We start from the raw sequence: 21719 nt of genomic DNA, 5'->3' as shown, positions 1-21719 counted from the left end.
CTTGAAATTGGGGTTTTCGGTAACGGTGGTGCGGCAATGTCGCCGTGTGTTTATTGGGAGGTGTATTCATGTGTCTCATCATTGTCACCAGAAAACCCACGGAAATATCCCTGAATATGTTGTCATCCGCCTTGCGGATAAACCGGGATGGTGTGGGTGCCATGTGGTATGGCCGTGACGGGGGGGTCATTACCCGCAAATGGCTGGATTTTCCCTATGACCACCTGAAAGAGTGGTATGAGGCTGAATTCCTGGAAATTGCGCGGGAAGCAGAAGCTTCCGGCAGTGAATTTGCGCTTCACTTGCGGATGGCCACTCACGGTAAAACCGATGAAGCCATGTGTCACCCTTTTTACTGGGAATCTCCGGAAGGCGGAGCGTATCTGATGCACAATGGGATATTGTTTCCATTTACCGGAGGAGTGTATTCGGATACGTGGAATTTTACCCGTAGGTTGGAGAAATCCTTTTTGGAAAATGCGGGTTGTTCGGCGTTGGAGAATTTTTTCGGAGAAGATTCGGCATATCGGGATGCTCTGGCTCGGGCTATTGGCGAGGACAACAAGTTGGTCATTGCGATACCGGGAGCGCCGGACAAGTGTTTTTCCATCGTCAATCGGGATTCCGGGTTGATATACGATGGGCATTGGTTTTCCAACACGTATGCCTGGAGTTGTCCTTCGGAATTGTGTTTCGAGGATGAGTATGAGGGGTGTAGTGGTGACCTGGAGTATGTTCTGGCTGCCGGAAAGTCGTTGGGTCTGGATGATGACACCCTGTTGGAAAACCTGTGTTATTTGGAGGAGTTTCCGAAAAGCGGGTTGGAGTTGTTGTCCCGTGTTCCTGATGAGTTCCAGAATCCGATGACTCGTTTGATTCTGGAAATCTATCAGAGAGGCGATGCCGTTTCCGAAGATGAGGCGTTGGACCTGTATGAACAGAATATCGGGGAGCTTGCCGTGATAATAATGGCTCACGCCATGCCTTGATGTTTCGCCCCGGCCACGCCGGGGTTTTTCAATGCGTCATTTTCAGTAATGGACTGGCGGTTATTTTGCCGCGTGTATATAGGAGAGAAGTCATGTTGTCATTCGAAGAGAACGTTTCTTCCGAAACACCTGTAGCGGTACAGGACAAGCGCGTCATCAATGGGCGTGCGGACGTCAATCAACTGGTGCCCATCAAGTACCAGTGGGCCTGGGAGAAGTATCGTGCCCAGAACGCGAATCACTGGTTACCCCAGGAAGTGCAGATGTCGCGGGATATTGCGCAATGGCGTGGTGGAAGTTTGACGGATGCGGAGCGGTTGGTTGTGGAACGCAATCTGGGATTTTTCGTGACGGCGGATAGTCTGGCGGCCAATAACATCGTATTGGGCACGTATCGGAATATCACGGCACCTGAATGTCGTCAGTTTCTGTTGCGGCAGGCGTATGACGAGGCGATTCACACGGAAGCCTACCAGTACATCGTGGAGTCCCTGGGGTTGGATGAGTCCCGGGTGTTCGGTGCGTATCTGAGTATCCCTTCGATTCAGGCCAAGGATGAATTCCTGTTGCCCCATATCCGAACGCTGGAGAATCCGGCTTTCAAGACGGGAACCCCGGAGACGGATGCACAATTTCTGCGTTCCGTCATTGTATTTGCGGCGATTATGGAAGGCTTGTTCTTTTATGTCGGTTTCAGCCAGATTCTGGCCATGGGTCGGCAGAACAAGATGCCGGGTGCTTCGGAGCAGTATCAGTATATTCTTCGCGACGAGTCCAACCATTGTGATTTCGGTATCACGATGGCCAACCAAATCAAGATGGAAAATCCGCAACTCTGGACGGAATCGTTCCGCAAGGAGCTGTTGTCCATCTTTGAGGAGGGTATTCGTCTGGAGTGTGCGTATGCCGACGATACCATGCCTTCTGGTGGTTTCCTGGGATTCCCACGTGAGCAGTATCAGGCGTATGTGCGATTCATCGCCGCCCGTCGTCTGACCCAGTTGGGTTTGCCTACGGATATCGCCCAGGCACCTCGTGAGAATCCGTTTCCGTGGTTGAGCGAGTCCATCGATTTGCGCAAGGAGAAGAATTTCTTCGAGACCCGGGTAACGGAATATCAGACGGGGGGTTCCTTGACTTGGGATTAGCGTCAACCGGTTTGCGTGGGAATCCATCCCCGGTTAAGCCGGGGTTTCCCGCGCAACCGGATGAATCAGGAACGTGTTGTAATTTATCCTGTTCATGACTTGACCCGGTATTGTACCGGGTTTTTTTATGTTCGGTTTAATGTCCAGTTTTCGGTAATGAGGTTATTCGGCAATGTCGCCGTGTGTTCGAGGGAGAAGGAGTCCGAAGATGTACGGAGAATTGATTGTTGTTCCGGATGAGTTTGTGGGCCGGGTATTCAGGGAAGTGTACCCGGGTTGGTACGGCCCTACTTGCGGAAATTGGGTAGGAGCTCCGGAGAAGTGCTCACTGACCCCGTTATTTTCTTGCAATGGGAGTACCGCTGGTGTGGTGTACTACCCTGATTGGGCGAGTAGTACATATTTTGCCGACATTGAAATTTTGAGTGTAGCTACTTTTAAACACCTGCATATTGTGCCTGGGAATGGGGTTACCTTGGTAATGCCCGGTACCGGAACCCCTGACCCGGTGTCCGACGTTGCGGGTTGGTTCGGTCATTTTCAGTTGTTCGGTGAAAATGACCGTTTGGATATCCGGCGCTTTATGCGCAAGAAAGGGTACAGAACTCTGATTCTGAGTTAGTGAGTTAAATTACACTCTACGGGTCCTTGTGGCCCGTTTTTTATGGACACAAAAAAGCCCGGATAATATCCGGGCAACATACTACGACGAATCGAAGTTCTCGGCATGCACACATCCAGACTGCCGAAGTCCTGGTGTTCCCCTGTGTGCAAGGGCGCCGCTTCCGATTTCCCCGTGGCGTCGGGGGGAGATGAGGCCCGGAAGTGCCTACGAAACTTTCAAAGGGTCGTTGCCCTTTCCATAGACTATTAAGGGACAATTTCGATTTTTGTCCAAAGTCATTTTCCATGCTGCTGTGGATAACACACCTAACAATTTGAATACGAAGTGATTTATTTTTTACTGGGTGTATCGGATTGCGTGTTCCGGGTGGCCGGGGTCATCGTTTTGGCGTCATCACCTGAAAACTGTTCGAGGCGTTGACCCAGCCAGCGCATGACCGGTACGGCCATGGAATTGCCGATAGCCTTGTAGCGGGGGCCATCTGCGGCCAGAACCGGGATTCCCTGCTTGGTTCTCCGTACGGGGACAAGAGTATGGTTGTCGGGGAATCCCTGAAGTCGTTCACATTCCACGGGCAGTAACCGGCGCACCCGGTGCGTCATGACATACGGTTTGTCTCCGCCGCCGCTCGATGCGCGAATGGTATTTGCGATGGGGCCGCCTATCTCCGCAGTTCCACCGCCATCCCTGCCCCGCAAGGCTGCCGCCTGCAAGGTCACCGCGACGGCTGCGTGTCCACCGCCGTGCCCGTCGCCGCGCAAGGTTCCAGACTTCTTGCCGATGGAAAAACGGGTGTTTCCACCCGCCTTGCAGTCAAAGGCTATGGGTTCAGCGATGAATGTTTCCGTATCGAAATCCAGTCGCTGGTTGGATGTCGTGCAGGCGGTGGACACATCGATGGCTCCGCTGGTGTTGCCGCCGCCAAAAGCCATGGGCACAACAACGGTGGGCCTCCCCTGTCCGGCTTTTCCGCCGCCCGTGCTCAAAGCGCCGGTTCTTTGCCCATCGCCACCTTCCAACCGGACTTCGCCTCGACAGTTTTCCGCGATGGCGACGGGAACCATATAGCCCGCTGCGGCATAATCCACGGAATTGGACCATGACGTATCGGCTTTCAGGGTTCCGGCAATCTCGGGAACAAGTCCGCCGTTGCACTCGAAGTCGGTGCCCAGTCCGCCACTTCCGCCAGTGCGCGACGCAAGGGTTCCGGTAATGTCTTTCCGCGTTTTTCGGCGCGCCGCAGAATCCCCGCGCACGCCTTGGAGCTCAAATAGTATTTCTCCGGGATGAACTCTGGGGGTTCCAGCACATCCGACAAGGAAGACTCTGCGGCGTCGTTGGGGCACTCCGAAATATTGCGCGTCGAGAATGCGCCAGGCGAGCGTCCTCTGGGGTCCGGCAACCACACCCGCGTTTGACCACCGTCGGTGTCCGTCAGGCACAGGGATGGCGGCGTGGTGTCCAGCAAGCGCACCCAAAAGATGCCCGAATCCGTTGTCCTTGGAGGATAGGACGCCGGGAACGTTTTCCCACAGGATGAATTTTGGTTGGATAACATGAATAATCTCCGCATATACCAACGTGAGTTGCCCCCTCGGGTCCGCGAGTCCATGCCGGTTTCCAGCGACGGACCAGGCTTGACAGGGGCTGCCCCCGACAATGATGTCCGGCGGATGACTGAGCAATCGGGCCACATCCTCACCCGCCATCAATTGGTCGCGCAGCACCACTACATCGCCCAGATTGGGTACATCCGGGTAGTGATGGGCCAGTACCGCAGCCGGGAACGAGGCAATCTCGGAAACCCCGATGCACTCCCAACCCAGTGGTTCCCAGGCGACAGTTGCCGCCTCGATGCCGGAAAAGAGACTCAGATAACGCACAGGAACACCTCTGCCGCATTGCATGAAAACGGCATTACCGGAAACCGGGAATTGGGGTGGCTTCCCGGGGGCCAATCCGGGTTGTTTCGCGGCGCGCAAGGGTCTGGGTTTCATCCCCGGGTTGCGGGTCAGGATGGGGTCAGGTGGTGTGATTTCATGAGTGGACGGGCATCGAGCCAATATCCGGGTTGGTTTCCCGTGTTTTTCAGAACATCCCTGTTCAGTTTTATTTGTTGGATGGTGCGGTCTTTTGGAGCTGGCGCAGTATGCACCGTCGAAGTTGCCGGTTCTCGCATTGGTCTATCTGGATGAACGGTTTCAGTCCGGGGCGGGTATAGTCGGCATGACATCGTTTCTCGATGGCCAGTTGGTTACTGGTGTCGTGGCAGAGTCTGTTGGCCATTTGTGCGCGCATTTCCTGAAAATGGTACTGATATATCATGCAACGTTGGAAATATACGCTGCGTTCGGGAATCCTTAGTCGCAGGCATTGTGTATAGGCTTCCCGGGCAAGTATGTTCGCGTCGGCTCGGGTACCGATAATCAGTGCTGCCAGGATACCGGTCAGCGCCAGAATGAGCAGCCAGTACCAGAATTCAGGATTGCGGATGTTCAAGGGGATATTGCTCCTGTTTCAGGTGATGAAAGGTCACCCACTGTTGTTTACCGTAATCGAACAATTGGCATTGTTTGAATGTAGACAGCACCCGGCGCCAGGTGAATCGCCGTTCGAGTATCTGGTTGGGATAGGACGCTTTCAGGGTGGCGAACGCGGGTTTCAGGTAGTAGAACGGGATACGGGTATCCACGTGGTGCGGCGTGTGGATGAGGATGTTGTGGAGCCAGTATTCGGCCCACGGGCGGCATCGCCAGGTAACACTGTCATGCAATTGCGCCCGGGCCATGTTCCAGTTTTCCTTTTTAACCTGGAAAGTGGTTTCCGGGTCGGTGTGGTTGAGATACACGACCATGCCAATGGTGCCCTGGAAAATAAGAAACGGTACCAGAACAGCCCAGAATATCCCGGTAAATCCGTTCATGAGGAACGCGATGGTGGAAAGGCCCACGAAGAATGCCAGCGTTTCCAGCTTGTCCCGGCGTACATCCGTGTGCAGCCCCTTGAAAAGTACCATACCCGGAAACCAGATGCGTCGGACATACGTCCACGCCGTGAACCACGGACTCCGTTCCATCCGGTATTGGAACCGCTGTAATCGGGAGGCATTCCGGTATTCTTCCGGACTCCAGGGTCGCCAAATCCAGTCCATCGGTGTATAGCTGGTAAATCCGTGATGAATACGGTTGTGTCCCAGTGTCCATAGGGCATAAATCTGCCCGGACGGGAACATCGCCAGCTTTCCCCATAACCGGGCTTTCCGCGTCGGCATCAAGGCCCCATGGGCCGCATCATGTGCCCAGATGAACAGGGATGAGATGACCATTCCGGTAAGGATGGTTCCCGGGATATTCCACGGGTAATCCTGACAGGCAAGGATGAACCCGAAGATATACAGGGAAACGTCCAGAATCAGGATACTCCAGGTTTTTCTGGAGTCCGGTTTTCTCAAGGTTTCCGGTATTTTTTGGCGAATATCGACCAGTTTTTCATTGAACATGACACCAACCCTCGCATTGAACGTGGTTTACTTTACCGTAAAATCCGGATTGCGATTTTCGATGGCCGTGAAGTCATGCTACAAATTATCGGAAATCAGTATTTCCGGTAACTCTTGCCGAGATGACTGGCCTAAGGTTGGTCAATCTCACCCCCCACGCCATCAGTGTGCGGGATGTGGTGGGTGCTGAACTGTTCAGCATCGCTCCGTCCGGTGCCGTGGCGCGGGTGAGCACCACCGTCGAGGTGGTGGGGGCGGTATACGGTGTGGCGAGTATCGTTCGCACCGTTTACGGGGACGTAGAGGGCATTCCGGCTCCCGTAGCCGGTACCTTCTACGTGACATCCTCGTTGGTTGCGCAGGCAGCGCACCGCGAAGATGTCATTGCCCCGAATACCGGCCCCACTGCTGTTCGTGAAAACGGACAGGTGGTTGGTGTTCGTGGGTTCCAGGTCTTTTGACTTGGGACTCACCCCCCTGTGGCAGCAGGGTGTAGGGTGAGGTTGACTCGGGAAACAGCAGGAGGGCTTACAACTCCGGTCGCGCACTGTTTCCGGTCTTCGGACGAAAGAGCGACAAATCCCGGACTGCCATCCGGGAAGAAGGTCGAGCGGAGTTTTTCGTTCGGCAACGTGTTTTCAAGGGAGACCCGCCTCGTTTTGAGACGGGTTTCGTGTGTCTGGTTTTTCGCTGTCTGGTCCAGGAATGAGTCCATTATTGTGTCTGGTATTGCCCGAAGGTGTCCCGGCAACCTGAACGCGGCGCAACTGGAATGATTCCACAGCCGGTATGATTCTATGAGTGGAATGATTCCAGCATGGATGATTTCAGCCGGAGATGGTTGGATGTACGGATAGCGGTTCCCGGTGCGTGGGGAATATGGCGGGGCGAAGCCGCGCCGTCAACCGGTATGATTTCGAATAACAGCCGGAATGATTTCAACCGGAAATGATTCCAACCGGTGTGATTCCAGCCGGAAATGATTCTACCGGCATGATTCGGCCTGTGTTCAGAACATGATTGCCATCGGGAAGCCGAATGACGGCGGATTACAGGCTTACGGGGGCGGGAAACCGGAATAACCGGGAACCACCTTATCGGGAGTTCACGCGGACCCGGCCTCGCCAGAGGCCCAACGGTACCAGGACAGCCGGGGCCGCTGTCTGCCCGTACCGTCAAAAGTACAACACCAATATTCCGTTTCCGGTAAATGGATAACTATCGCTCGGTTTTGGGGAGGTCATCTTGAGAAAACTGGTTTATCGTCCGTATGCAAAGTGGAATCCATTTCGGTATCCGATATTCCTCGTGAGCGGCTCGTGGTTTGTTGCCGTGACTTTGCTCATTTTGCTCATCAAATTTACGCCAAGTAAACACGAGGTTGGCGTGGTTTGGTTTTCCTTGTGTGTGCTGTTGGGTGTGGGGTCCTCTTTATGGAGCGCTGCCGGGGTATTTTTCCTGATGGATATGATTATTGGGGAATCTCCTGTCAAGCGATATTGGCAATTGCCGCAGCAACGGATATTGACCCGGTTGTCTCGTGTTTCCAGGCGACATCCTGAAGTGCTGACCTACCTTCTGGATGTGGAGAGCAAGGGAAAAACCATCACGGTGTTGGATGCGAATGAACTCCTTGGTTATGCCAGGACTCAGGCGAAACTCCGGCAACGCCGGATACAGGCCAGGAAATTATCCCAATTGAATGCGCAAGAGACACAACGATATCGTGACTGGTGTCATCAGTTACACACTCTGAACCGATAAACCAAGTCAAGAAATGGAAATACTCCAGTTCTATACCGAAACCTAAATTTATCTTTCCGGTAAATGGATGGGTTATTCGTGATGGGCGCAAAACGAGGAGAGAGTCATGTCCGAGCTAATATATCGTCCGTATCGGTCGTGGAACCCGATGAGTCATCTGTATGCCATTGGGGGCTTTGGTTTAGTTTGTATGGTCGTTGCTGCGTTTTTGATACTCATATCGAGTCCGGCAATTACCTGGATATTTGTTCTAGGCATGTGTGGGTTTATGCTTTCCGCCGTGTATATTCTTGTCATGTTGGTGTTCCCGGAGCATTTGAAAGGGAATAATCGGGGGCGAGTTAGTGTGCAGATGATACAGGACATCGAGGCCCATATGGTGCAATATCCAGAAATTGCCATGTATCTAAGTGATGCCCATCGACACGATAAACATTTGCGGGTTCATGATTACGAAAAAATATTGCACTATGTGCGCAAACAAAGGGAGCGGGCTATGGATACCGAATTGGATAGGAAAAGAATCGCCGATAAACAGGAAGCCATTGCCTGCGAATTGCATTTGCTCCAAAAAGCGGTTTGTGTTATAAATAAGGATGTCTAATCATAGGAGTACAGGATGGCGGGCACCACGAAATCCATGAACGGGAACCGAATTGTACGGGACCCTACTGGCGAAGTGCCCATGGAAGAGCGGTATACCATAGGTCCCGGGGGTAGGGTGGTATTGCTTCCGGCTTATAAGGACTTCTATATTCGGGAATTTGGTAAAGCTGGAATGCCCATTCAGGATTATCTGAAAGATGAACGTAGTTTCGTTTTGGGATTACGGGAACTGAATCAACGGCGTTATGAATTGACTTTCGTGGGTGAGGATGAACACCTGAAATCCTTGCCGAAGATAAAGCGGGACTGGATTCTGGCGGGATACGCGAAAGATTGGGGAAAAATGCGGCATCTGGGAAAAATCATGCAGCGAAGAAAGACGTTCGTCGTGGTGGATGAGAAAACCCCTTAACGCAAAACGCGAAAAGGGGTTTATGGTTTATCGGGAAGAGGGAAGCCGCCGCAAGGTGCTGCGGACAACTTTCTCTTCCCGAATCGCTGCCAGACGAGGAACATAAAAACTGTCCTCGCTGGCATATTCCTTGAGGAGGCGCAGAGCCTCCTCCAACTCGCTGTCCGACCAGGACTCGGCCCGGTCGGACAGCACCTTAATACTCACATCGAAGTCATAGAACATGACTTCACTCTCCTTGCCGGTATTTCCGGCTCAAACAAACACGCGAAATAATTACTGGAAAAACGGAATTCATGAATGCCCATCCGTTACCAATTATCTGATTCCAGTAATGGCTGGGTCTATCATGAAAGGAGCAATGCATGTCATCCAGTACAGAAGCGTTCATATCCCCGGATATACTTACTCACGGGGGTGCGGTTTTTGACTTCATCCAAGATGGGGAGTCCTGCCAATTTATCATTTCCGGTAATCCGGTAAACGGTTTGCGAAAGTGGAGGTGCTCGTCTTGAAAAAACTGGTTTATCGTCCCTACAGGTGGTGGAGTCCAGCGCATAATTGGGTTGACTGGTTTCTGTGGTTGTTTCTTTTTAATATAGGACTGTTTGTGTTGACTATGGTGGGTACTGTGATATGTGTGATGCTTGGGTATTCGCAGTCTCTACCATTGGCTCAGTTTTTCCAATCGGCGGTACTTTTCAGTGGCGTCAGCGTTGCTTTGTTGACGCTTGTTGGGTTTGGTATCGTGAATACCCCATTCGGCGATATACCATGTGGAAGTCGTTGTCTGGTTTCCAGTGAATCCTTGGCCAGAATAGCGGAATACGCGGAAAAATATTCGGAGGTGTCCCGGTATCTTCGGGATGTTCATCGGCATGGTTGTCATATCACGGAATATGACCGATATGCAATAAACAGATATGTTATATACATGGAAAATCGTATACAGAATTGGGAAGACAAACTGAAAGAGAACGAGACAAAACAAAAAGCGATAAACGAGGAAATGGCTCTGTTCAGCAAAATTTGGAATGCCGAATCGTGAAATCATTGAAATTCAGAAGTTATGCACGATGGAACCCTTTGAATTATCCGATATACTTTGGTTGTTTATCGTTGATGCTGGGTATGATTGGTTTTGTTTATACGTTGGTGGTTATAGGAACAGATATTACGGTTTCGATTCTATACGCAATGGGTTGGGTTGTCAGTGTATTTGTTATGACAGTTGGGATGTATCTCGTTCATGAACATGACTATCAATACAGTTTCACCAAGCGTCCTACGCGATACGACCTTGTTGAATTGGAAAAGTTTTCAGAAAGGTATCCGGAGGTTGCCGACTACATTTTGGACTTGCATACAGCGGGTTTTCGGATAAGCGAATGGGATTATTACCATATTTGGAACTATGTGCGTGATTTGGAATATAAGGAGTTTCGCCGCAGGAAAAAACTGGAAGAAACACAAAGAGCATACCTGGAGAACCGGGAAAATTCTTCCTTCGAGCTGGAGATGGCGCATAGGCTCCGGTCCGGATAATCCGTCAGCCACTCGTCACTAAATTCTGAAAGCGGGTACCCATCTGGACCGGGTCGCTGTCCGTGCCAGTGACGGTTTCAATATCCAGACCGGAACGAATCTGGTACAAGGCATCCATCACCGTGATAGCAATGAAATCATTGAGATTCAGAGGTTGTTTCCGGTAAAACTCATCATACGTCCTTGAAAAATATCAACAAATATTCATGCACCCGATTGAGCCGGAATTTATATGGATATCCGAGAGTGCGCAAGTTATTGTATTCGCTACGCCTATCTCAAATGATTATATCATCCAACTTGAATCCAAGTTTTTCCATTCTGGTATAGAGGTCAGAGTGAAATGTATATAGTTTATCTTTCACCCTAATGTCCATGACATTGACAATACAATAAGAACGTTGTTTCAGAACGGTATAAACGCCGTGCATAACATGCACGAGTTGGTCAAGAAACGCATGGTAGTCGTCAACATTTCCCAAATCGGAACGATTTTCACCGTACGTCCTGATGGCTTTGTAATCCGCCGTTCTGTTCCGGTTCAGGATATTCCAGTAAGGTGGTGAGGTTACCACCATATCAACAGAGTCAGGCGGGACGTGTTTGCAGAGATTAACAGCGCTATCATTGATTATAGTGCATTGTTTTTCGAATGATTCAAGTCGAGTTGAAGCCTTGATTAAGTATTCGTCATAGATTTCGCACCCGATACCCTTGTATCCGCATTTGGCGGCAGCCGCCAGTGTTGAAGCCGAACCTAAAAACGGGTCGAGAATAATAGATTCTTTTTTATTGAGAAAAGACGAAATCAGCCGTGACACCATCATTTCAGGAAAGGATGCCGGATGTTTGAGGTTTTTTTCTTCTTTGGTCTTGGTGATATCGCTCCATATAGATATTGAATTTTTTAGCCAATCCTTACCAGTAAGTTGATTGGCTCGACGGTCTGGAGCAACCATACGTTTTGCGTTTTGCTTTGACATCCTTGGCATAAGCTTCGATTTTCCCGACAAGTTAGTGGTGGGGACCCCTGTAAAGGGGTTCGATGCGGAATTCGGAACGATGGTGTGGGCGTACCGTACAATCGTTATTTTTTAATGCTGGATTCAAGCCTTTTTCGAAAAAGTCCTGATGTGCGTCCCGCATCAAGGTACGGAAAGTGTCCGGCAATGGTATGCCTAGACTACTGGAATGGGCGGTAGTTCTCAATTCTGACATGATATCCAATTCATGTTGTGTTATCTTTTGGGTTTTTTCGAGTTCGGCATTGTATTTGTTTTTTTTGCGCAGATAGGATGTGATATTTTCGTAATCTATATTCTTTAGAGTTTCCCCTGCGGCATGGACATCCATCAGATATCGCGCAATCTCAGGATGTATCCTGCTCAGATTTCGCAATTCATCCAGTTGTTCCATGGATAAGCGAATTCTGAATGATAGGTTTTCAAACTCTCCTTGGGCGAGTGCCACGAAAGCTGCCATGGAAAAGAAAAAAAGCGAACTAAACGCTATCAGAAGGGCCATACTGCACACGATGGAGATGAAGGAGTGGAATCCAATGAGTTTTGGGGTGCCGTATATGCCTAAGCTGGACACTAACAAAGTGATGCTGGAATAGAACCAGACGTGACAAAATGGGTTGTACTTGTCGAGTCGGTTATATCGTTTCAGATTGGGCTTCTTGCTCATGAGTTCCTCTCTCCATGATGATTTCCTGTGCTGTTTACCGGAATGTGAAAATTGGCAATCCGAAGTTTTCAGTAATGGTGTAAATCCAGGGTTGGCCTGGTGAGTCACAAGGAGAGAATTGTCATGTTGATAGGTTTGATGGGAAAGGCCCGTTCCGGTAAGGATACCTTGGCAGGGTTGTTGAAGGGTTTCGATTTTGAACGGTTATCTTTTGCAGACAGGTTGTACCGGGAAGCTTCGGAAATGAGTGGTTTGTCCCTGGAGTATCTCGTTCAGAACAAGGATGTGGATAGCATTCATCTTTCGGAATGGACGCAGGTACGATATGTGGTATATCGCAAGATGGCAGATATGGGGTTCGTCAGGAAGGATGAGAATGCCAGCGATTTGCGGATACGGACATTTCTTCAGGACTTGGGAACTGCACGGCGTATGCAGGATGAGGGATACTGGGTGAATAGCGTGATGGACGTTATTACGGACAACCCGCAGAATAACTATGTAATTACTGATGTACGGTTCCCGAATGAGTATTTCGGGGTTCAGCAGAAGAGTGGCGTTCTGGTTCGCATCCTGCGCAAGAATCTGCCTGCGATTGGCGATGCGTCCGGACACTCGTCGGAAACCGCACTGGATACGTTCATTGCGGATTATACCATTCATAACGATGGTGAACCAATGGATATGATATATCAGTTGGTGCGGTTTCCAGACGGGTTCTTTCGCAGACTGCACAGTTAGCTGAAAGCACCTACCCCGCCATTGCGGGGTTTCTTTTTTTGATATGGCCAATTGTTGATTTTCGGTAATATCCACAATCGGCAATGTCGCCGTGTGTTTAAGGAGACTGAAGATGATAACGGAAGACAAAATGGTAATAGATAAGCTAGGGAGGATTTGCGATGCAGATTGGGTAGCTGACGAAATGGCTTTTCTACTAAAACAGTTGGAAACATTACCGAAACCGGTATTACCCGTACACACGCTCCAAGAATTGGAAACCAATTTATGTTTGGAATCACTCCAGACGCGACTCAGAAAAAATCTGGCACAGTTGGAACTTCTCGGTCATGACTTTCCGAACACTGAACGCTGACCTGATAACGGCCATTAAGAAGTTATATGAGGTTCAGGTGTATCCCGAAGAGGGGTTGGGGTTCGAAGATGGATTCCGTTTTGATGGGTATTATTGGCACCAATATGACGTGATGACGGAATTGGAAACAGGGGGTCAATCGTTTAATGAAGAGAAGGAATTCACCTTCTCGGACAAAGAAGTTGCGAAGTTCTTTGGTCTTGAGGATGGGGTGATGCAGTTTATCCGTAGTTGCATGGAATAAATCTGGACGGGACTTTTTTGAGTCCCGTTTTTTACTGGGTTATCCCGGGAGTAATGACGGGGATTCCCGCGCATCTGGATAAAAATAACCGCCCGAAATGGGCGGTTGAATCTTAAATCGGCACGAGAACCAACGTCCCAGACTTCCAGAGTTCTTCTGGGCTGAGATTCTCACCCTGAGCGAACGCCAGGGCTTGTTTACCGTTGGTCAGTTGGACCTTGTAAATGGTCACCCCTGAGCCGTGGAAGTCCTTTACCTCCTGTATGTTGGCTTCATCCACGACAACCCCATGCCCTTTTTGTGTGAAGAATTGTTTCATACACACCTCCTTAAACACGCGACAAAATTATCGCAAGAGTCTTACCGGAAAGTCGGGATTAAGGACCATCAGAAACGGAATGAAAGCGCCCGTGGGGTTGTTGACTTCCTCATACCGGGGCCCAGCCTCTTCCGCTTGGGCCCTGGTCATTACCGAGAAACGCCGCCGACGCAGCCGCAGACGGGAATCTTCGTACGGGATTCCGGACAGACAAAACCCGCAGCAAAACGCTGCGGGCTTCGGGGAGAGGGGCAAACGCCCCTCTCCCTTTAGTCATCAAGGGCCGTCTTCATAAGGCCCTTAAGTACCTCCATAATCCCCATCCGGTATACATCCCGGATGGGGGCCATCCAACGGGGGAGATACCCCCGAAGTTCTCCCCGGTACACGTCTTTGGAAGGTCTCCAAGGACGTGTGCGGTCTACTACGTAGACCGCTGCTATTCCCGGAACGATGGTGCGGTACGCCCACACCATCGTCCCGAATTCCGCATCGAACCCCTTCACAGGGGTCCCGATTGTCAATTTATCTGGGACCTCGTCCCAGTGCCAGTGGATTTTAAACATAATACACCTCCTTATATGAACACTAACCCTATTACCGCACCCGAAATATTAAGAAAATTGGTTACTGTCCATCCGAATACCGGACATGTACGCATCAATTTTCCTTTTTCGGTAATTGGCGTTATGAAAAGGATGTTTCAGTCCATGGCGTATATCTTGTGGGGTGTGGCGGGATTCCTGTTGTTGATGTCCATTGCCGGATTGGTAATGGCGGTCAACCTGTCCTTGTTTCATGCACATTCTGCGGAATTCTTGGTGTTGCGTCTGTCTGCGGGGTATGCGGTAGGTGGTTTACTGGCTGCGGGTGGTTCCGGTTTACTGTTTTGGATATTGGGACGGCATATACGTTGGAAAAGGGGATAAATTGTTTCGTGGGCGGGTATATCTGGTTCCAAAAAAATGCCCCGCGTTTTGCGGGGTGTTGTTTCAATCCAGTGTTAGGAGACGGTAATTCAGGGATGCGTTCCTGAATTGGGCTGGCAAGTGTCGGGTTAACCCGATTTTCTGGAGAAAGGCAACCGTGTCCTCTAGTGTATTTCTCGAAATTTCCATGTTAAGAATGGTGGGCCACCAACATTCATCCCAGGGAATGCGGAATTGGCAATACTCGTCATAACATGCGAGGCTGCCGGTTCCGAACCGAAATCCGGCAACCGCCAGTACCCAGTCTCCTATTTTGGTATATTTCACGGGCATACAGAATTCCTGAGGATTTTTCACCCAAACCCCACTTATGTCCCGGGTTTCGCCGCTGAGGGGTCTGGGCAGCATATCCGCTGTGACGGGGGAGATGTAAAACATTTCTGGAAAAAACCGTTCCGGTCGAACCAGAACGGTTTCTATATAAAACTCGGTATCCATAACATTCTCCTGTATACACACGGCGACATTGCCGACTGTGGATATTACCGAAAATCACCAATTGATTTTTGATTGTTTCGCCAGGCGGATTTCCCAATTATCAAGTTCCGGTAATAGGGTGCATAACGCATCACCTGTTACTTAAGGAATTTTTGATGATACATCATGTTGCTCCCCAACCTGGGCAATGGGTACCCATTACGCCACAGTGTCACCCCATCGGTACGTGTTTGTTGCTCACTATCGGTGGTGTCCCGGTTATCGGACAGATTTCCGGTGCTGCGGAACTGAAAAATTATGTGGCTTTCGCGCCTGTTCCGGAAATAACGCCCGAAATTGTGGCTCGCATGTCCGAAATGCGCACACAGAATTCGGACGGGAAATCCCATACATCCGGGGAAACTGCCTTGGAATCCTCGCGGAGGATTTGCGATGCGGATTGGGTAGCTGACGAAGCCGAAACCGGTATTACCCGTACACACGCTCAAAGAAGTGGAAACCAATTTATGTTTGGAATCACTCCAGACGCGATTCAGAAAAAGTCTGGCACAGTTGGAACTTCTCGGTCATGACTTTCCGAACGTTGAACGCTGACCTGATAACGGCCATTTCGCGGATGCCGGACAACTACTTTGATGCAGTCCTTTGTGACCCGCCCTATCATCTCACGCAAAACTCGCGTGGCGGAAGTCCTCGAAAATGCAGTAATCAGCCTGGAGATGGTGGTAAAACACCGTATGGCCGTCATCGTGTTGGTACGGACACCCACTCAACCGGTTTCATGGGCCAAACCTGGGATGGTGGGGATGTGGCTTTTCGTCCGGAAACCTGGGAGGCCGTGATGCGGGTCATGAAACCCGGCGCTTACCTGATGGCTTTTGGTGGCAGCCGCACCTTTCATCGATTGGCCGTGGCGCTGGAGGATGCGGGCTTTGTGCTGGTGGACACCTTGATGTGGCTTTTTGGCAGCGGGTTCCCCAAGAACCATGACATCAGCAAGGCCATCGACAAACGCATGAAAAACCAGCGTCCAGTCATCGGTATCCGTAAGCATCCCACGCTGAAAGATACGTCTTTGCTGGAAGAATCTGCAAATGCTGCTCACGGCGGGAATTCCTGGTCCCGTGAGTGGGAAATAACCGTTCCGGGATGTTCGGAATCCGCGCAATGGGCAGGCTATGGCACGGCTTTGAAGCCTGCTTTCGAGCCGATTTTGTTGTGTCGCAAGCCGGGCGAAAAAACCTATGCCGAGAATGTCCAGCATTGGGGATGCGGGGCGTTGAACATCGACGGATGCCGGATACCCGGAGAGCCGCCGCACCACAATTACGGACGCACGTCCGGGGCAAAAGCATGGGCGGGACAAAGCGATATTCCCTTTTCTACGCCAGATAATGGTCGCTGGCCCGCCAATGTCCTGCTGGACGATGCGGCTGCGGAGATGCTCGATGCGCAATCGGGCATTCGCAAGAGCAGGGCCAATAAAGCGGGAACACTTCGCGGGAGAAGAAAAGGAAACGCGCTCGGAGAGTTTCCGGAGAAAATAACGCGAGATTATCCTGCCAGTGCGGGGGGCGCCAGCCGGTTTTTCTATGTGGCCAAGGTGTCCACCAAGGAAAGACAGGCGGGTATGCTGGATGCGTTGAATGGCCACCCCACGTTGAAACCCATTGATTTGACCCGGCAACTGGCCACTTTGTTGTTGCCGCCGGAGAGAATGGACGTTAATCCTCGCAGGTTGCTTGTACCGTTTTCCGGGGCTGGTTCCGAGATGATAGGTGCATTATTGGCGGGTTGGGAGGATGTTGTCGGCATCGAACAGTCTGCGGAATATGCCGCCATTGCGGAACGGCGGCTGGCGCATTGGATTAACGGGTTCCAGCGAAATGCCGGGGTTTCCCGCGCAATTGGATGAAAGTTGTCGTTCCGGTAATACGCGGGATATGTACGCCACAGAACCGGAAGCTTCCAGCTTTTCTGATTTTTCGAAAACTGTATCCGTGTGGAAAGATTTTCTCCGATATCGGGAGGAATCCTTGTCCCAGGGAGTTTGGTTTGGAACCAATTCCGAGAAAGTGGCCGAAAACATCCTGGGTTATTTTTTTCACCAGGTATTGGGTTGGCCGGTATCCAGTCTGGTTTGGCAAGTAAACCGGGCTGATTTGATACTCACGCATCGGATGCGAAAATATTGCATCGTCGAAGTCAAGAAACCCGGGCAACTGGCTTCACGTCGGGCATTCCGGAAAGCTTTGGCGCAAGGCATCGGATACGCCAAAAAAGAGCGGGTATCGAAGGTGGCCATATCCGACGGAACTCGGTTGTATGCCGCGGACATCCACCAATTCGGACATACCACCAGGTTATGGACAAGACTGGATACCGTGGTTCCTGATGAGCATCAGTTGTGGCGGTTGAATTTCTCCGGAATACGACAGGATGATTTCGGGGATACCCAGGAGGACCTGGTGTTTCCGGAGGATTATTTCGATATCATCGACACCGATTATTGGGATGAGGATATCCTGACGCTTAAGGGTTTACCGAGTTGGTGTTTCGCCTATGTGGGTAATCCCGAAGATACCCGCACATGGAAATTTCCTTATCTCACCGTTCATGGGGAAGTCGATAGAATCCGGCTTCCCAAGGTTGTGTCCGCATTGGTCTCCCTGTATCAGGGTCGGAAAAAACCGGAAATTCCGGTAGAGGCGCTTCCTTCGGTGTACAGGATACTCTGGAACGCCGTTCAAGCCGTTGACAAGGTTCCCGGACTGGAAAATCCGGTTCCTCCGATATATTGGCAATTCTTAGATGTCATTAAACGACTGGGGTTGTATCATCATGAATCATCAGGAAATCAGGAAACGTTGGGCACGAGTTGAAGCGGTTGCTGCCCGTGTCCGGATGATTCCCCAGCAGTGCCCAGATTCCAAAATCCCTGAAATATTACTCCTATCTGGTTCATGATTTACCATGAAACCAGCTTGAAGCTACGCTGGCAACGATACCGGATTCAGAGAATGGGGTATTTATCGAAGTTTGAATAGGAACTTGCCTTGTTTGCGGCGGTAATCTATTCTCGAAACTTCTTCTTGTGTTTGGGGCAATTCTTGACATGGGTCAAATAACCGAATTTTTCCGTAAATGTAAAGACTGCTGTCGACGCAAGGGCTCAACTGAAACATCGAAGGCCGACTGTCAGGTTCCAGAGGAGAAGCTGTGGCCACGAGTTCTCCGGCACAAGGATAACCTGGATTTCCTCTGGACCCAGGGGAAGCGACTGGCCTTGTTATCCTTGCTCTTTGGGCAAGCCATGGTCATTTATTTTTATGCCTACAACGGCATCGTTATCCAAAATATTTCACACTACCTTGTCATTTCCATGGAAGCACTGTCCGTCACGTTCGTTACGGTACTATTTATTGTATATTATGCTAGCATACCCACTTTATGTTGCGGATTTGCGAAATCAACAAAAGGATGGATTCTTTATGGGATATTTTTCGCATTGTTCTTGATAATAAACGTTGGCCCCATATTTTATTACGGTTATAGCAATACACTTGGTTATATTGTTTTAGGGGTTATAGTCTTCATGAATGTTCTTTTTGAGGGAATAATGCGGTTGCGACGAAAATATATGGATGTTGTTTTGGTCTCTGCGCCACCGGTTATTTTGATGCTTATTTTTTTGGCATTTGCATTTTGGCCCCTACTAAGAAACGGCGTTATGCGAGAGATTGGTGTTTTGCAGGCGCCGAACCTTTTATTCATAAAAGATAAAACGCCATTGTATAATCGCTTATTGTTGAAAACAAGTCTCAATAACGGTTGTAAACAGGTAGTAAAAAAATGTGGAAAATCAGGTTATACGGGTTACCCATATACACATGATATATACATTGGAAACGGTGAGGAGTTGATTAAAGTCTCGACAAAAACTTGTCAATTATCCTTTGTTGCCAGAAATAGAGCGAACTTTTTCTTTTGGAATCCCAAATCCCAACCAAAAAATAAGAAATATTTGCAGCACAGAAAGTGCCTGTTCCCCAAAAGCGCTCACTGAAATGGTTCCGACGAAAATAAGAAATCCCGATACGGTTCCCCTGAAATCGTTTGATAGCAACTCGTTACTGTTATTGTTTATTACACCAAGCAACAGCAATTGCGCGACAAGTCCTGTAAAATATAGACAACACCAATCTTGTGTACTTACGGCGTAAGGCCCTAACTCGTTACAAATCCAGGCAATCAATGACATAACAATTCTCCCGTCAGACGGCTGCAAATACAAAAAGGCTGGTAATCGTCAGCATCACAGCCAGTCCTGGTAAACCAAACAAGCCGGATAGCGCCATACCCATCAGGCTGGGTATTACGGGTACAGTCCTTGAATAGGATACTCTCATGCACACCAGGGTATAAAAAGACAGATAAAGAGCCATGCCCACTACCGCCCAAACTCCCCATTCCCAATAGCTAACCGTATACGGTGCCAGATACTGCACCACCGGATTGAAATCGTGGCAAACGCGTTCCAACAGATACATGAAAATCCCCCAATCGCATTCATCCATTACTGGAATCCGAAAATTGGGTTGTCGAAACAGGATATTCAGGTATGGGCGTTCCCCATATCTGGAAACGCAAACTCCCCAGTTGAAGAGAACCGGGGAGTGGGGCAGGGTAGAGTGGAGAAACTCGAAGCTAGAAAATTCCGCCCAGACTATGGACCAACTGATTCTCCAGAACGGGCTTGGCCTTCTTGAACGCCAAATCCGTCTGGTTGGCTGTGGACACGATACGGGTCCGGTAATACATCCAGTGACCTACTTGCACGATATCCTGTTGCGTCTTTGTGGACGTCCCGTTCTGTAGGTTGGCCTGGGTCCCTTGTTTAACCGCATGACGCTGCCGGATGCCGACCTGGACGTCGGTCACCATGCCATAGGTGTTGGTATGGACCAGGGAGTCCGCGAGGAAACCCACGGCGCCACCAGCCAATCCCCCGATTCCGGCAGCCTCATAGGACTGGCCCGCCACACCTCCGATGGCACCCCCGGCCAGAACACCGGCCAACGTACCACCGTATCCCTGACCCAGCGCTGCCTGTGCGGCGCTTTCGGTGGTTTTCCCAATGGACAGGACATTGACTTGCAACAGGTAATGCGCTTTCGTATACGGCACGACCCGGTATCCCTGCGCGGTAAGCTCGGCATCCAGCTCCTGGGTCAAGGCCGGGATGTTTAGGTTCTGGTCGGACGTATTATGAAGCTGCACGTACACCGTTTGCTCCGTGGGAGGAACAGGTGTCAGGAATATGGTATTCGACATCTTGCTCTGCGCAGCCAGATTCCGGTGTTCGATGGCCATTTCCGTGGCGGCGCACCCGGAAAGTGCAACCACGGCGGTGGTCAGTACAACGGGTTTCAAGAGATGAGTGATTTTTTGCATGGCTCGTCTTCCTTTGCTTTGCGGATATAAAGTTGACGGATATATCCCGTTGGAATGGTTCAACCCGCCCTGTATATGACTTTTTATGTAAACTAATAGGGACAAAAGTCCATTAGCATTTTACGTGACGGGATGGGGATTTGTCAACTCGGGGAGTTTGCGTATTCTCGGGTCAACCGATATCATCCATCAATGTGGGTTAATTGCCGGAACAGGAGAATTGGGGTGTGTTTTAATGGCATGACTGAATTGTCGATGTCATCGTCAGAATGGCGTCCCATGAGAAGATGGGGCTGGCTGTGCTATTACTGGCACATAGGACAGAAGTGGGCCGTGAATCTATCTCTGTTTTCGCAGGGCCTCAATTTCCCGTTCCAGCTTTTCCAATCGGGTGAGCACGGCATCGGGATAGGTGGGTTGCCGCATGGACAGAATGGCAGAAGTCAGGGTATCCAGTCGGCTATCCATGCGTTCTGCCAGTCCATCCATTTTTGCGTCCAGGCGGTCCATGCGGGCATCCATGCGCGTTTCCAGGCGTTCATGTCTGGCGTTGCCGTCGCGGATTTCCTCACGAATCTCCTGTCCGTTTTTGTCCAGGCTGTCGAGACGCCCCTGAATATCCCGAATGCTGGGCGCAATCGCGCCCTCTATCAGCCTACGCAAACCCTCAATGGTTTCCTGAACATCCATCCTGCAACCCCCCATACTTTTCTGACTTTGTACGCTGCCACTACGGACAGGTCAATAATGGCGCTGTGGATGGTTGCCGCCTGCCGCCGTGCCCGCCGCCGAGCGCGAACGCCAAACGCCCACCAGGTGAACATCCCTGCCCATTTCTTTTCTTTCGCTGGATTCCAGTGTTGGTGTTTATATATTTGCCGCAGCCGTCGTTCGGGAAGATT

Annotated in this window: 28 protein-coding genes; 16 read left to right on the top strand and 12 right to left on the bottom strand. The window is 50.4% G+C overall.

What is annotated here, in order from left to right:
* Positions 1–68: 68 nt before the first annotated feature.
* From ACJU26_RS08775 to ACJU26_RS08765, 3 genes are all read left to right on the top strand, one after another.
* Positions 69–989: a hypothetical protein gene (locus tag ACJU26_RS08775; protein WP_414039312.1), complete on the top strand. Its 921-nt coding sequence runs from the start codon at positions 69–71 to the stop codon at positions 987–989.
* A 92-nt stretch (positions 990–1081) separates the two neighbouring features.
* A complete protein-coding gene (locus tag ACJU26_RS08770; RefSeq protein ID WP_414039311.1) occupies positions 1082–2137 on the top strand; it encodes a ribonucleotide-diphosphate reductase subunit beta in 1056 nt (351 codons plus the stop codon).
* A gap of 208 nt (positions 2138–2345) precedes the next feature.
* Positions 2346–2759: a hypothetical protein gene (locus ACJU26_RS08765; protein WP_414039310.1), complete on the top strand. Its 414-nt coding sequence runs from the start codon at positions 2346–2348 to the stop codon at positions 2757–2759.
* A gap of 332 nt (positions 2760–3091) precedes the next feature.
* Here ACJU26_RS08765 and ACJU26_RS08760 read toward each other — a convergent pair whose 3' ends face one another.
* The 3 genes from ACJU26_RS08760 to ACJU26_RS08750 form a co-directional block, all read right to left on the bottom strand.
* Complete coding sequence (locus ACJU26_RS08760; RefSeq protein ID WP_414039309.1) at positions 3092–4645, bottom strand: DNA cytosine methyltransferase; 1554 nt, start codon at positions 4643–4645, stop codon at positions 3092–3094.
* A 226-nt stretch (positions 4646–4871) separates the two neighbouring features.
* Positions 4872–5261, bottom strand: a complete 390-nt coding sequence (locus ACJU26_RS08755) for a hypothetical protein (RefSeq protein WP_414039308.1) — start codon at positions 5259–5261, stop codon at positions 4872–4874.
* Entirely contained in the window at positions 5242–6261 is a 1020-nt protein-coding gene (locus ACJU26_RS08750) for a fatty acid desaturase (protein WP_414039307.1), read from the bottom strand. The genes ACJU26_RS08755 and ACJU26_RS08750 overlap by 20 nt, the downstream gene beginning before the upstream one ends.
* A gap of 122 nt (positions 6262–6383) precedes the next feature.
* On the opposite strand from ACJU26_RS08750, the gene ACJU26_RS08745 reads away from it, so the two are divergent.
* The 4 genes from ACJU26_RS08745 to ACJU26_RS08730 all read left to right on the top strand — a co-directional run bounded on the left by ACJU26_RS08745 (position 6384) and on the right by ACJU26_RS08730 (position 9043).
* Positions 6384–6722: a hypothetical protein gene (locus ACJU26_RS08745; protein ID WP_414039306.1), complete on the top strand. Its 339-nt coding sequence runs from the start codon at positions 6384–6386 to the stop codon at positions 6720–6722.
* Positions 6723–7506: 784 nt separating this feature from the next.
* Positions 7507–8025: a hypothetical protein gene (locus ACJU26_RS08740; protein WP_414039305.1), complete on the top strand. Its 519-nt coding sequence runs from the start codon at positions 7507–7509 to the stop codon at positions 8023–8025.
* A 106-nt stretch (positions 8026–8131) separates the two neighbouring features.
* Positions 8132–8629, top strand: coding sequence for a hypothetical protein (locus ACJU26_RS08735; protein WP_414039304.1), 498 nt, complete (start codon positions 8132–8134; stop codon positions 8627–8629).
* Positions 8630–8644: 15 nt separating this feature from the next.
* Complete coding sequence (locus ACJU26_RS08730) at positions 8645–9043, top strand: hypothetical protein (protein WP_414039303.1); 399 nt, start codon at positions 8645–8647, stop codon at positions 9041–9043.
* Between the two features lie 27 nt (positions 9044–9070).
* Here ACJU26_RS08730 and ACJU26_RS08725 read toward each other — a convergent pair whose 3' ends face one another.
* Positions 9071–9268, bottom strand: coding sequence for a hypothetical protein (locus ACJU26_RS08725; RefSeq protein ID WP_414039302.1), 198 nt, complete (start codon positions 9266–9268; stop codon positions 9071–9073).
* A gap of 286 nt (positions 9269–9554) precedes the next feature.
* Between ACJU26_RS08725 and ACJU26_RS08720 the strand changes: the two genes are divergently transcribed.
* Together ACJU26_RS08720 and ACJU26_RS08715 are read left to right on the top strand one after the other, a co-directional pair.
* A complete protein-coding gene (locus ACJU26_RS08720) occupies positions 9555–10091 on the top strand; it encodes a hypothetical protein (RefSeq protein ID WP_414039301.1) in 537 nt (178 codons plus the stop codon).
* Positions 10088–10588: a hypothetical protein gene (locus tag ACJU26_RS08715; protein ID WP_414039300.1), complete on the top strand. Its 501-nt coding sequence runs from the start codon at positions 10088–10090 to the stop codon at positions 10586–10588. Before ACJU26_RS08720 ends, ACJU26_RS08715 begins: the two co-directional genes overlap by 4 nt.
* Before the next feature lie 278 nt (positions 10589–10866).
* Here ACJU26_RS08715 and ACJU26_RS08710 read toward each other — a convergent pair whose 3' ends face one another.
* Complete coding sequence (locus tag ACJU26_RS08710) at positions 10867–11571, bottom strand: DNA methyltransferase (RefSeq protein ID WP_414039299.1); 705 nt, start codon at positions 11569–11571, stop codon at positions 10867–10869.
* A gap of 31 nt (positions 11572–11602) precedes the next feature.
* Positions 11603–12277, bottom strand: coding sequence for a hypothetical protein (locus ACJU26_RS08705; protein WP_414039298.1), 675 nt, complete (start codon positions 12275–12277; stop codon positions 11603–11605).
* A gap of 123 nt (positions 12278–12400) precedes the next feature.
* On the opposite strand from ACJU26_RS08705, the gene ACJU26_RS08700 reads away from it, so the two are divergent.
* The 3 genes from ACJU26_RS08700 to ACJU26_RS08690 all read left to right on the top strand — a co-directional run bounded on the left by ACJU26_RS08700 (position 12401) and on the right by ACJU26_RS08690 (position 13617).
* The gene (locus tag ACJU26_RS08700) at positions 12401–13018 is read left to right on the top strand and encodes a hypothetical protein (RefSeq protein WP_414039297.1); all 618 of its coding nucleotides are present in this window, start codon (positions 12401–12403) and stop codon (positions 13016–13018) included.
* Positions 13019–13130: 112 nt separating this feature from the next.
* The gene (locus ACJU26_RS08695; RefSeq protein WP_414039296.1) at positions 13131–13373 is read left to right on the top strand and encodes a hypothetical protein; all 243 of its coding nucleotides are present in this window, start codon (positions 13131–13133) and stop codon (positions 13371–13373) included.
* Entirely contained in the window at positions 13348–13617 is a 270-nt protein-coding gene (locus ACJU26_RS08690) for a hypothetical protein (RefSeq protein WP_414039295.1), read from the top strand. The genes ACJU26_RS08695 and ACJU26_RS08690 overlap by 26 nt, the downstream gene beginning before the upstream one ends.
* A 112-nt stretch (positions 13618–13729) precedes the next feature.
* On the opposite strand, the gene ACJU26_RS08685 is transcribed toward ACJU26_RS08690, so the two are convergent.
* Complete coding sequence (locus ACJU26_RS08685) at positions 13730–13936, bottom strand: hypothetical protein (protein ID WP_414039294.1); 207 nt, start codon at positions 13934–13936, stop codon at positions 13730–13732.
* A gap of 269 nt (positions 13937–14205) precedes the next feature.
* On the bottom strand, positions 14206–14502 hold the full coding sequence (locus ACJU26_RS08680) for a hypothetical protein (protein ID WP_414039293.1): 297 nt from the start codon (positions 14500–14502) through the stop codon (positions 14206–14208).
* A 144-nt stretch (positions 14503–14646) separates the two neighbouring features.
* Here ACJU26_RS08680 and ACJU26_RS08675 point away from each other — a divergent pair, with 144 nt between their 5' ends.
* Positions 14647–14865: a hypothetical protein gene (locus ACJU26_RS08675; RefSeq protein ID WP_414039292.1), complete on the top strand. Its 219-nt coding sequence runs from the start codon at positions 14647–14649 to the stop codon at positions 14863–14865.
* A 63-nt stretch (positions 14866–14928) separates the two neighbouring features.
* On the opposite strand, the gene ACJU26_RS08670 is transcribed toward ACJU26_RS08675, so the two are convergent.
* On the bottom strand, positions 14929–15363 hold the full coding sequence (locus tag ACJU26_RS08670) for a hypothetical protein (protein WP_414039291.1): 435 nt from the start codon (positions 15361–15363) through the stop codon (positions 14929–14931).
* A 568-nt stretch (positions 15364–15931) separates the two neighbouring features.
* Here ACJU26_RS08670 and ACJU26_RS08665 point away from each other — a divergent pair.
* The 3 genes from ACJU26_RS08665 to ACJU26_RS08655 all read left to right on the top strand — a co-directional run bounded on the left by ACJU26_RS08665 (position 15932) and on the right by ACJU26_RS08655 (position 19429).
* Entirely contained in the window at positions 15932–17278 is a 1347-nt protein-coding gene (locus ACJU26_RS08665) for a DNA methyltransferase (RefSeq protein WP_414039290.1), read from the top strand.
* Between the two features lie 121 nt (positions 17279–17399).
* Positions 17400–18245 carry a hypothetical protein gene (locus ACJU26_RS08660; RefSeq protein ID WP_414039289.1) on the top strand — a complete coding sequence of 282 codons (846 nt, stop codon included), beginning with the start codon at positions 17400–17402 and terminating at the stop codon, positions 18243–18245.
* Positions 18246–18478: 233 nt separating this feature from the next.
* Positions 18479–19429 carry a hypothetical protein gene (locus ACJU26_RS08655; RefSeq protein ID WP_414039288.1) on the top strand — a complete coding sequence of 317 codons (951 nt, stop codon included), beginning with the start codon at positions 18479–18481 and terminating at the stop codon, positions 19427–19429.
* Positions 19430–19637: 208 nt separating this feature from the next.
* On the opposite strand, the gene ACJU26_RS08650 is transcribed toward ACJU26_RS08655, so the two are convergent.
* The 3 genes from ACJU26_RS08650 to ACJU26_RS08640 form a co-directional block, all read right to left on the bottom strand.
* Positions 19638–19913: a hypothetical protein gene (locus ACJU26_RS08650; RefSeq protein WP_414039287.1), complete on the bottom strand. Its 276-nt coding sequence runs from the start codon at positions 19911–19913 to the stop codon at positions 19638–19640.
* A gap of 157 nt (positions 19914–20070) precedes the next feature.
* A complete protein-coding gene (locus ACJU26_RS08645) occupies positions 20071–20817 on the bottom strand; it encodes a complement resistance protein TraT (RefSeq protein ID WP_414039286.1) in 747 nt (248 codons plus the stop codon).
* 339 nt (positions 20818–21156) lie between these two features.
* The gene (locus tag ACJU26_RS08640) at positions 21157–21507 is read right to left on the bottom strand and encodes a hypothetical protein (RefSeq protein ID WP_414039285.1); all 351 of its coding nucleotides are present in this window, start codon (positions 21505–21507) and stop codon (positions 21157–21159) included.
* Positions 21508–21719: the final 212 nt, after the last annotated feature.

This window comes from Acidithiobacillus sp. M4-SHS-6 (assembly GCF_047421495.1).
In the GTDB taxonomy this organism is placed as follows: domain Bacteria; phylum Pseudomonadota; class Gammaproteobacteria; order Acidithiobacillales; family Acidithiobacillaceae; genus Acidithiobacillus.
Note: the sequence above shows the minus strand (reverse complement) of the source record. Positions and strands in the feature narration are given on the sequence as shown.

Bases quoted from the DNA above. Each gene is read 5' to 3' on its own strand.
- ACJU26_RS08665 (WP_414039290.1), top strand. From the start codon at position 15,932: ATGACTTTCCGAACGTTGAACGCTGACCTGATAACGGCCATTTCGCGG.
- ACJU26_RS08775 (WP_414039312.1), top strand. From the start codon at position 69: ATGTGTCTCATCATTGTCACCAGAAAACCCACGGAAATATCCCTGAAT.
- ACJU26_RS08770 (WP_414039311.1), top strand. From the start codon at position 1,082: ATGTTGTCATTCGAAGAGAACGTTTCTTCCGAAACACCTGTAGCGGTA.
- ACJU26_RS08640 (WP_414039285.1), bottom strand. From the start codon at position 21,507: ATGGATGTTCAGGAAACCATTGAGGGTTTGCGTAGGCTGATAGAGGGC.
- ACJU26_RS08685 (WP_414039294.1), bottom strand. From the start codon at position 13,936: ATGAAACAATTCTTCACACAAAAAGGGCATGGGGTTGTCGTGGATGAA.
- ACJU26_RS08730 (WP_414039303.1), top strand. From the start codon at position 8,645: ATGGCGGGCACCACGAAATCCATGAACGGGAACCGAATTGTACGGGAC.
- ACJU26_RS08675 (WP_414039292.1), top strand. From the start codon at position 14,647: ATGGCGTATATCTTGTGGGGTGTGGCGGGATTCCTGTTGTTGATGTCC.
- ACJU26_RS08670 (WP_414039291.1), bottom strand. From the start codon at position 15,363: ATGGATACCGAGTTTTATATAGAAACCGTTCTGGTTCGACCGGAACGG.
- ACJU26_RS08695 (WP_414039296.1), top strand. From the start codon at position 13,131: ATGATAACGGAAGACAAAATGGTAATAGATAAGCTAGGGAGGATTTGC.
- ACJU26_RS08705 (WP_414039298.1), bottom strand. From the start codon at position 12,277: ATGAGCAAGAAGCCCAATCTGAAACGATATAACCGACTCGACAAGTAC.
- ACJU26_RS08745 (WP_414039306.1), top strand. From the start codon at position 6,384: ATGACTGGCCTAAGGTTGGTCAATCTCACCCCCCACGCCATCAGTGTG.
- ACJU26_RS08690 (WP_414039295.1), top strand. From the start codon at position 13,348: ATGACTTTCCGAACACTGAACGCTGACCTGATAACGGCCATTAAGAAG.
- ACJU26_RS08765 (WP_414039310.1), top strand. From the start codon at position 2,346: ATGTACGGAGAATTGATTGTTGTTCCGGATGAGTTTGTGGGCCGGGTA.
- ACJU26_RS08655 (WP_414039288.1), top strand. From the start codon at position 18,479: ATGGGTCAAATAACCGAATTTTTCCGTAAATGTAAAGACTGCTGTCGA.
- ACJU26_RS08725 (WP_414039302.1), bottom strand. From the start codon at position 9,268: ATGTTCTATGACTTCGATGTGAGTATTAAGGTGCTGTCCGACCGGGCC.
- ACJU26_RS08645 (WP_414039286.1), bottom strand. From the start codon at position 20,817: ATGCAAAAAATCACTCATCTCTTGAAACCCGTTGTACTGACCACCGCC.
- ACJU26_RS08650 (WP_414039287.1), bottom strand. From the start codon at position 19,913: ATGTATCTGTTGGAACGCGTTTGCCACGATTTCAATCCGGTGGTGCAG.
- ACJU26_RS08700 (WP_414039297.1), top strand. From the start codon at position 12,401: ATGTTGATAGGTTTGATGGGAAAGGCCCGTTCCGGTAAGGATACCTTG.
- ACJU26_RS08680 (WP_414039293.1), bottom strand. From the start codon at position 14,502: ATGTTTAAAATCCACTGGCACTGGGACGAGGTCCCAGATAAATTGACA.
- ACJU26_RS08710 (WP_414039299.1), bottom strand. From the start codon at position 11,571: ATGTCAAAGCAAAACGCAAAACGTATGGTTGCTCCAGACCGTCGAGCC.
- ACJU26_RS08735 (WP_414039304.1), top strand. From the start codon at position 8,132: ATGTCCGAGCTAATATATCGTCCGTATCGGTCGTGGAACCCGATGAGT.
- ACJU26_RS08750 (WP_414039307.1), bottom strand. From the start codon at position 6,261: ATGTTCAATGAAAAACTGGTCGATATTCGCCAAAAAATACCGGAAACC.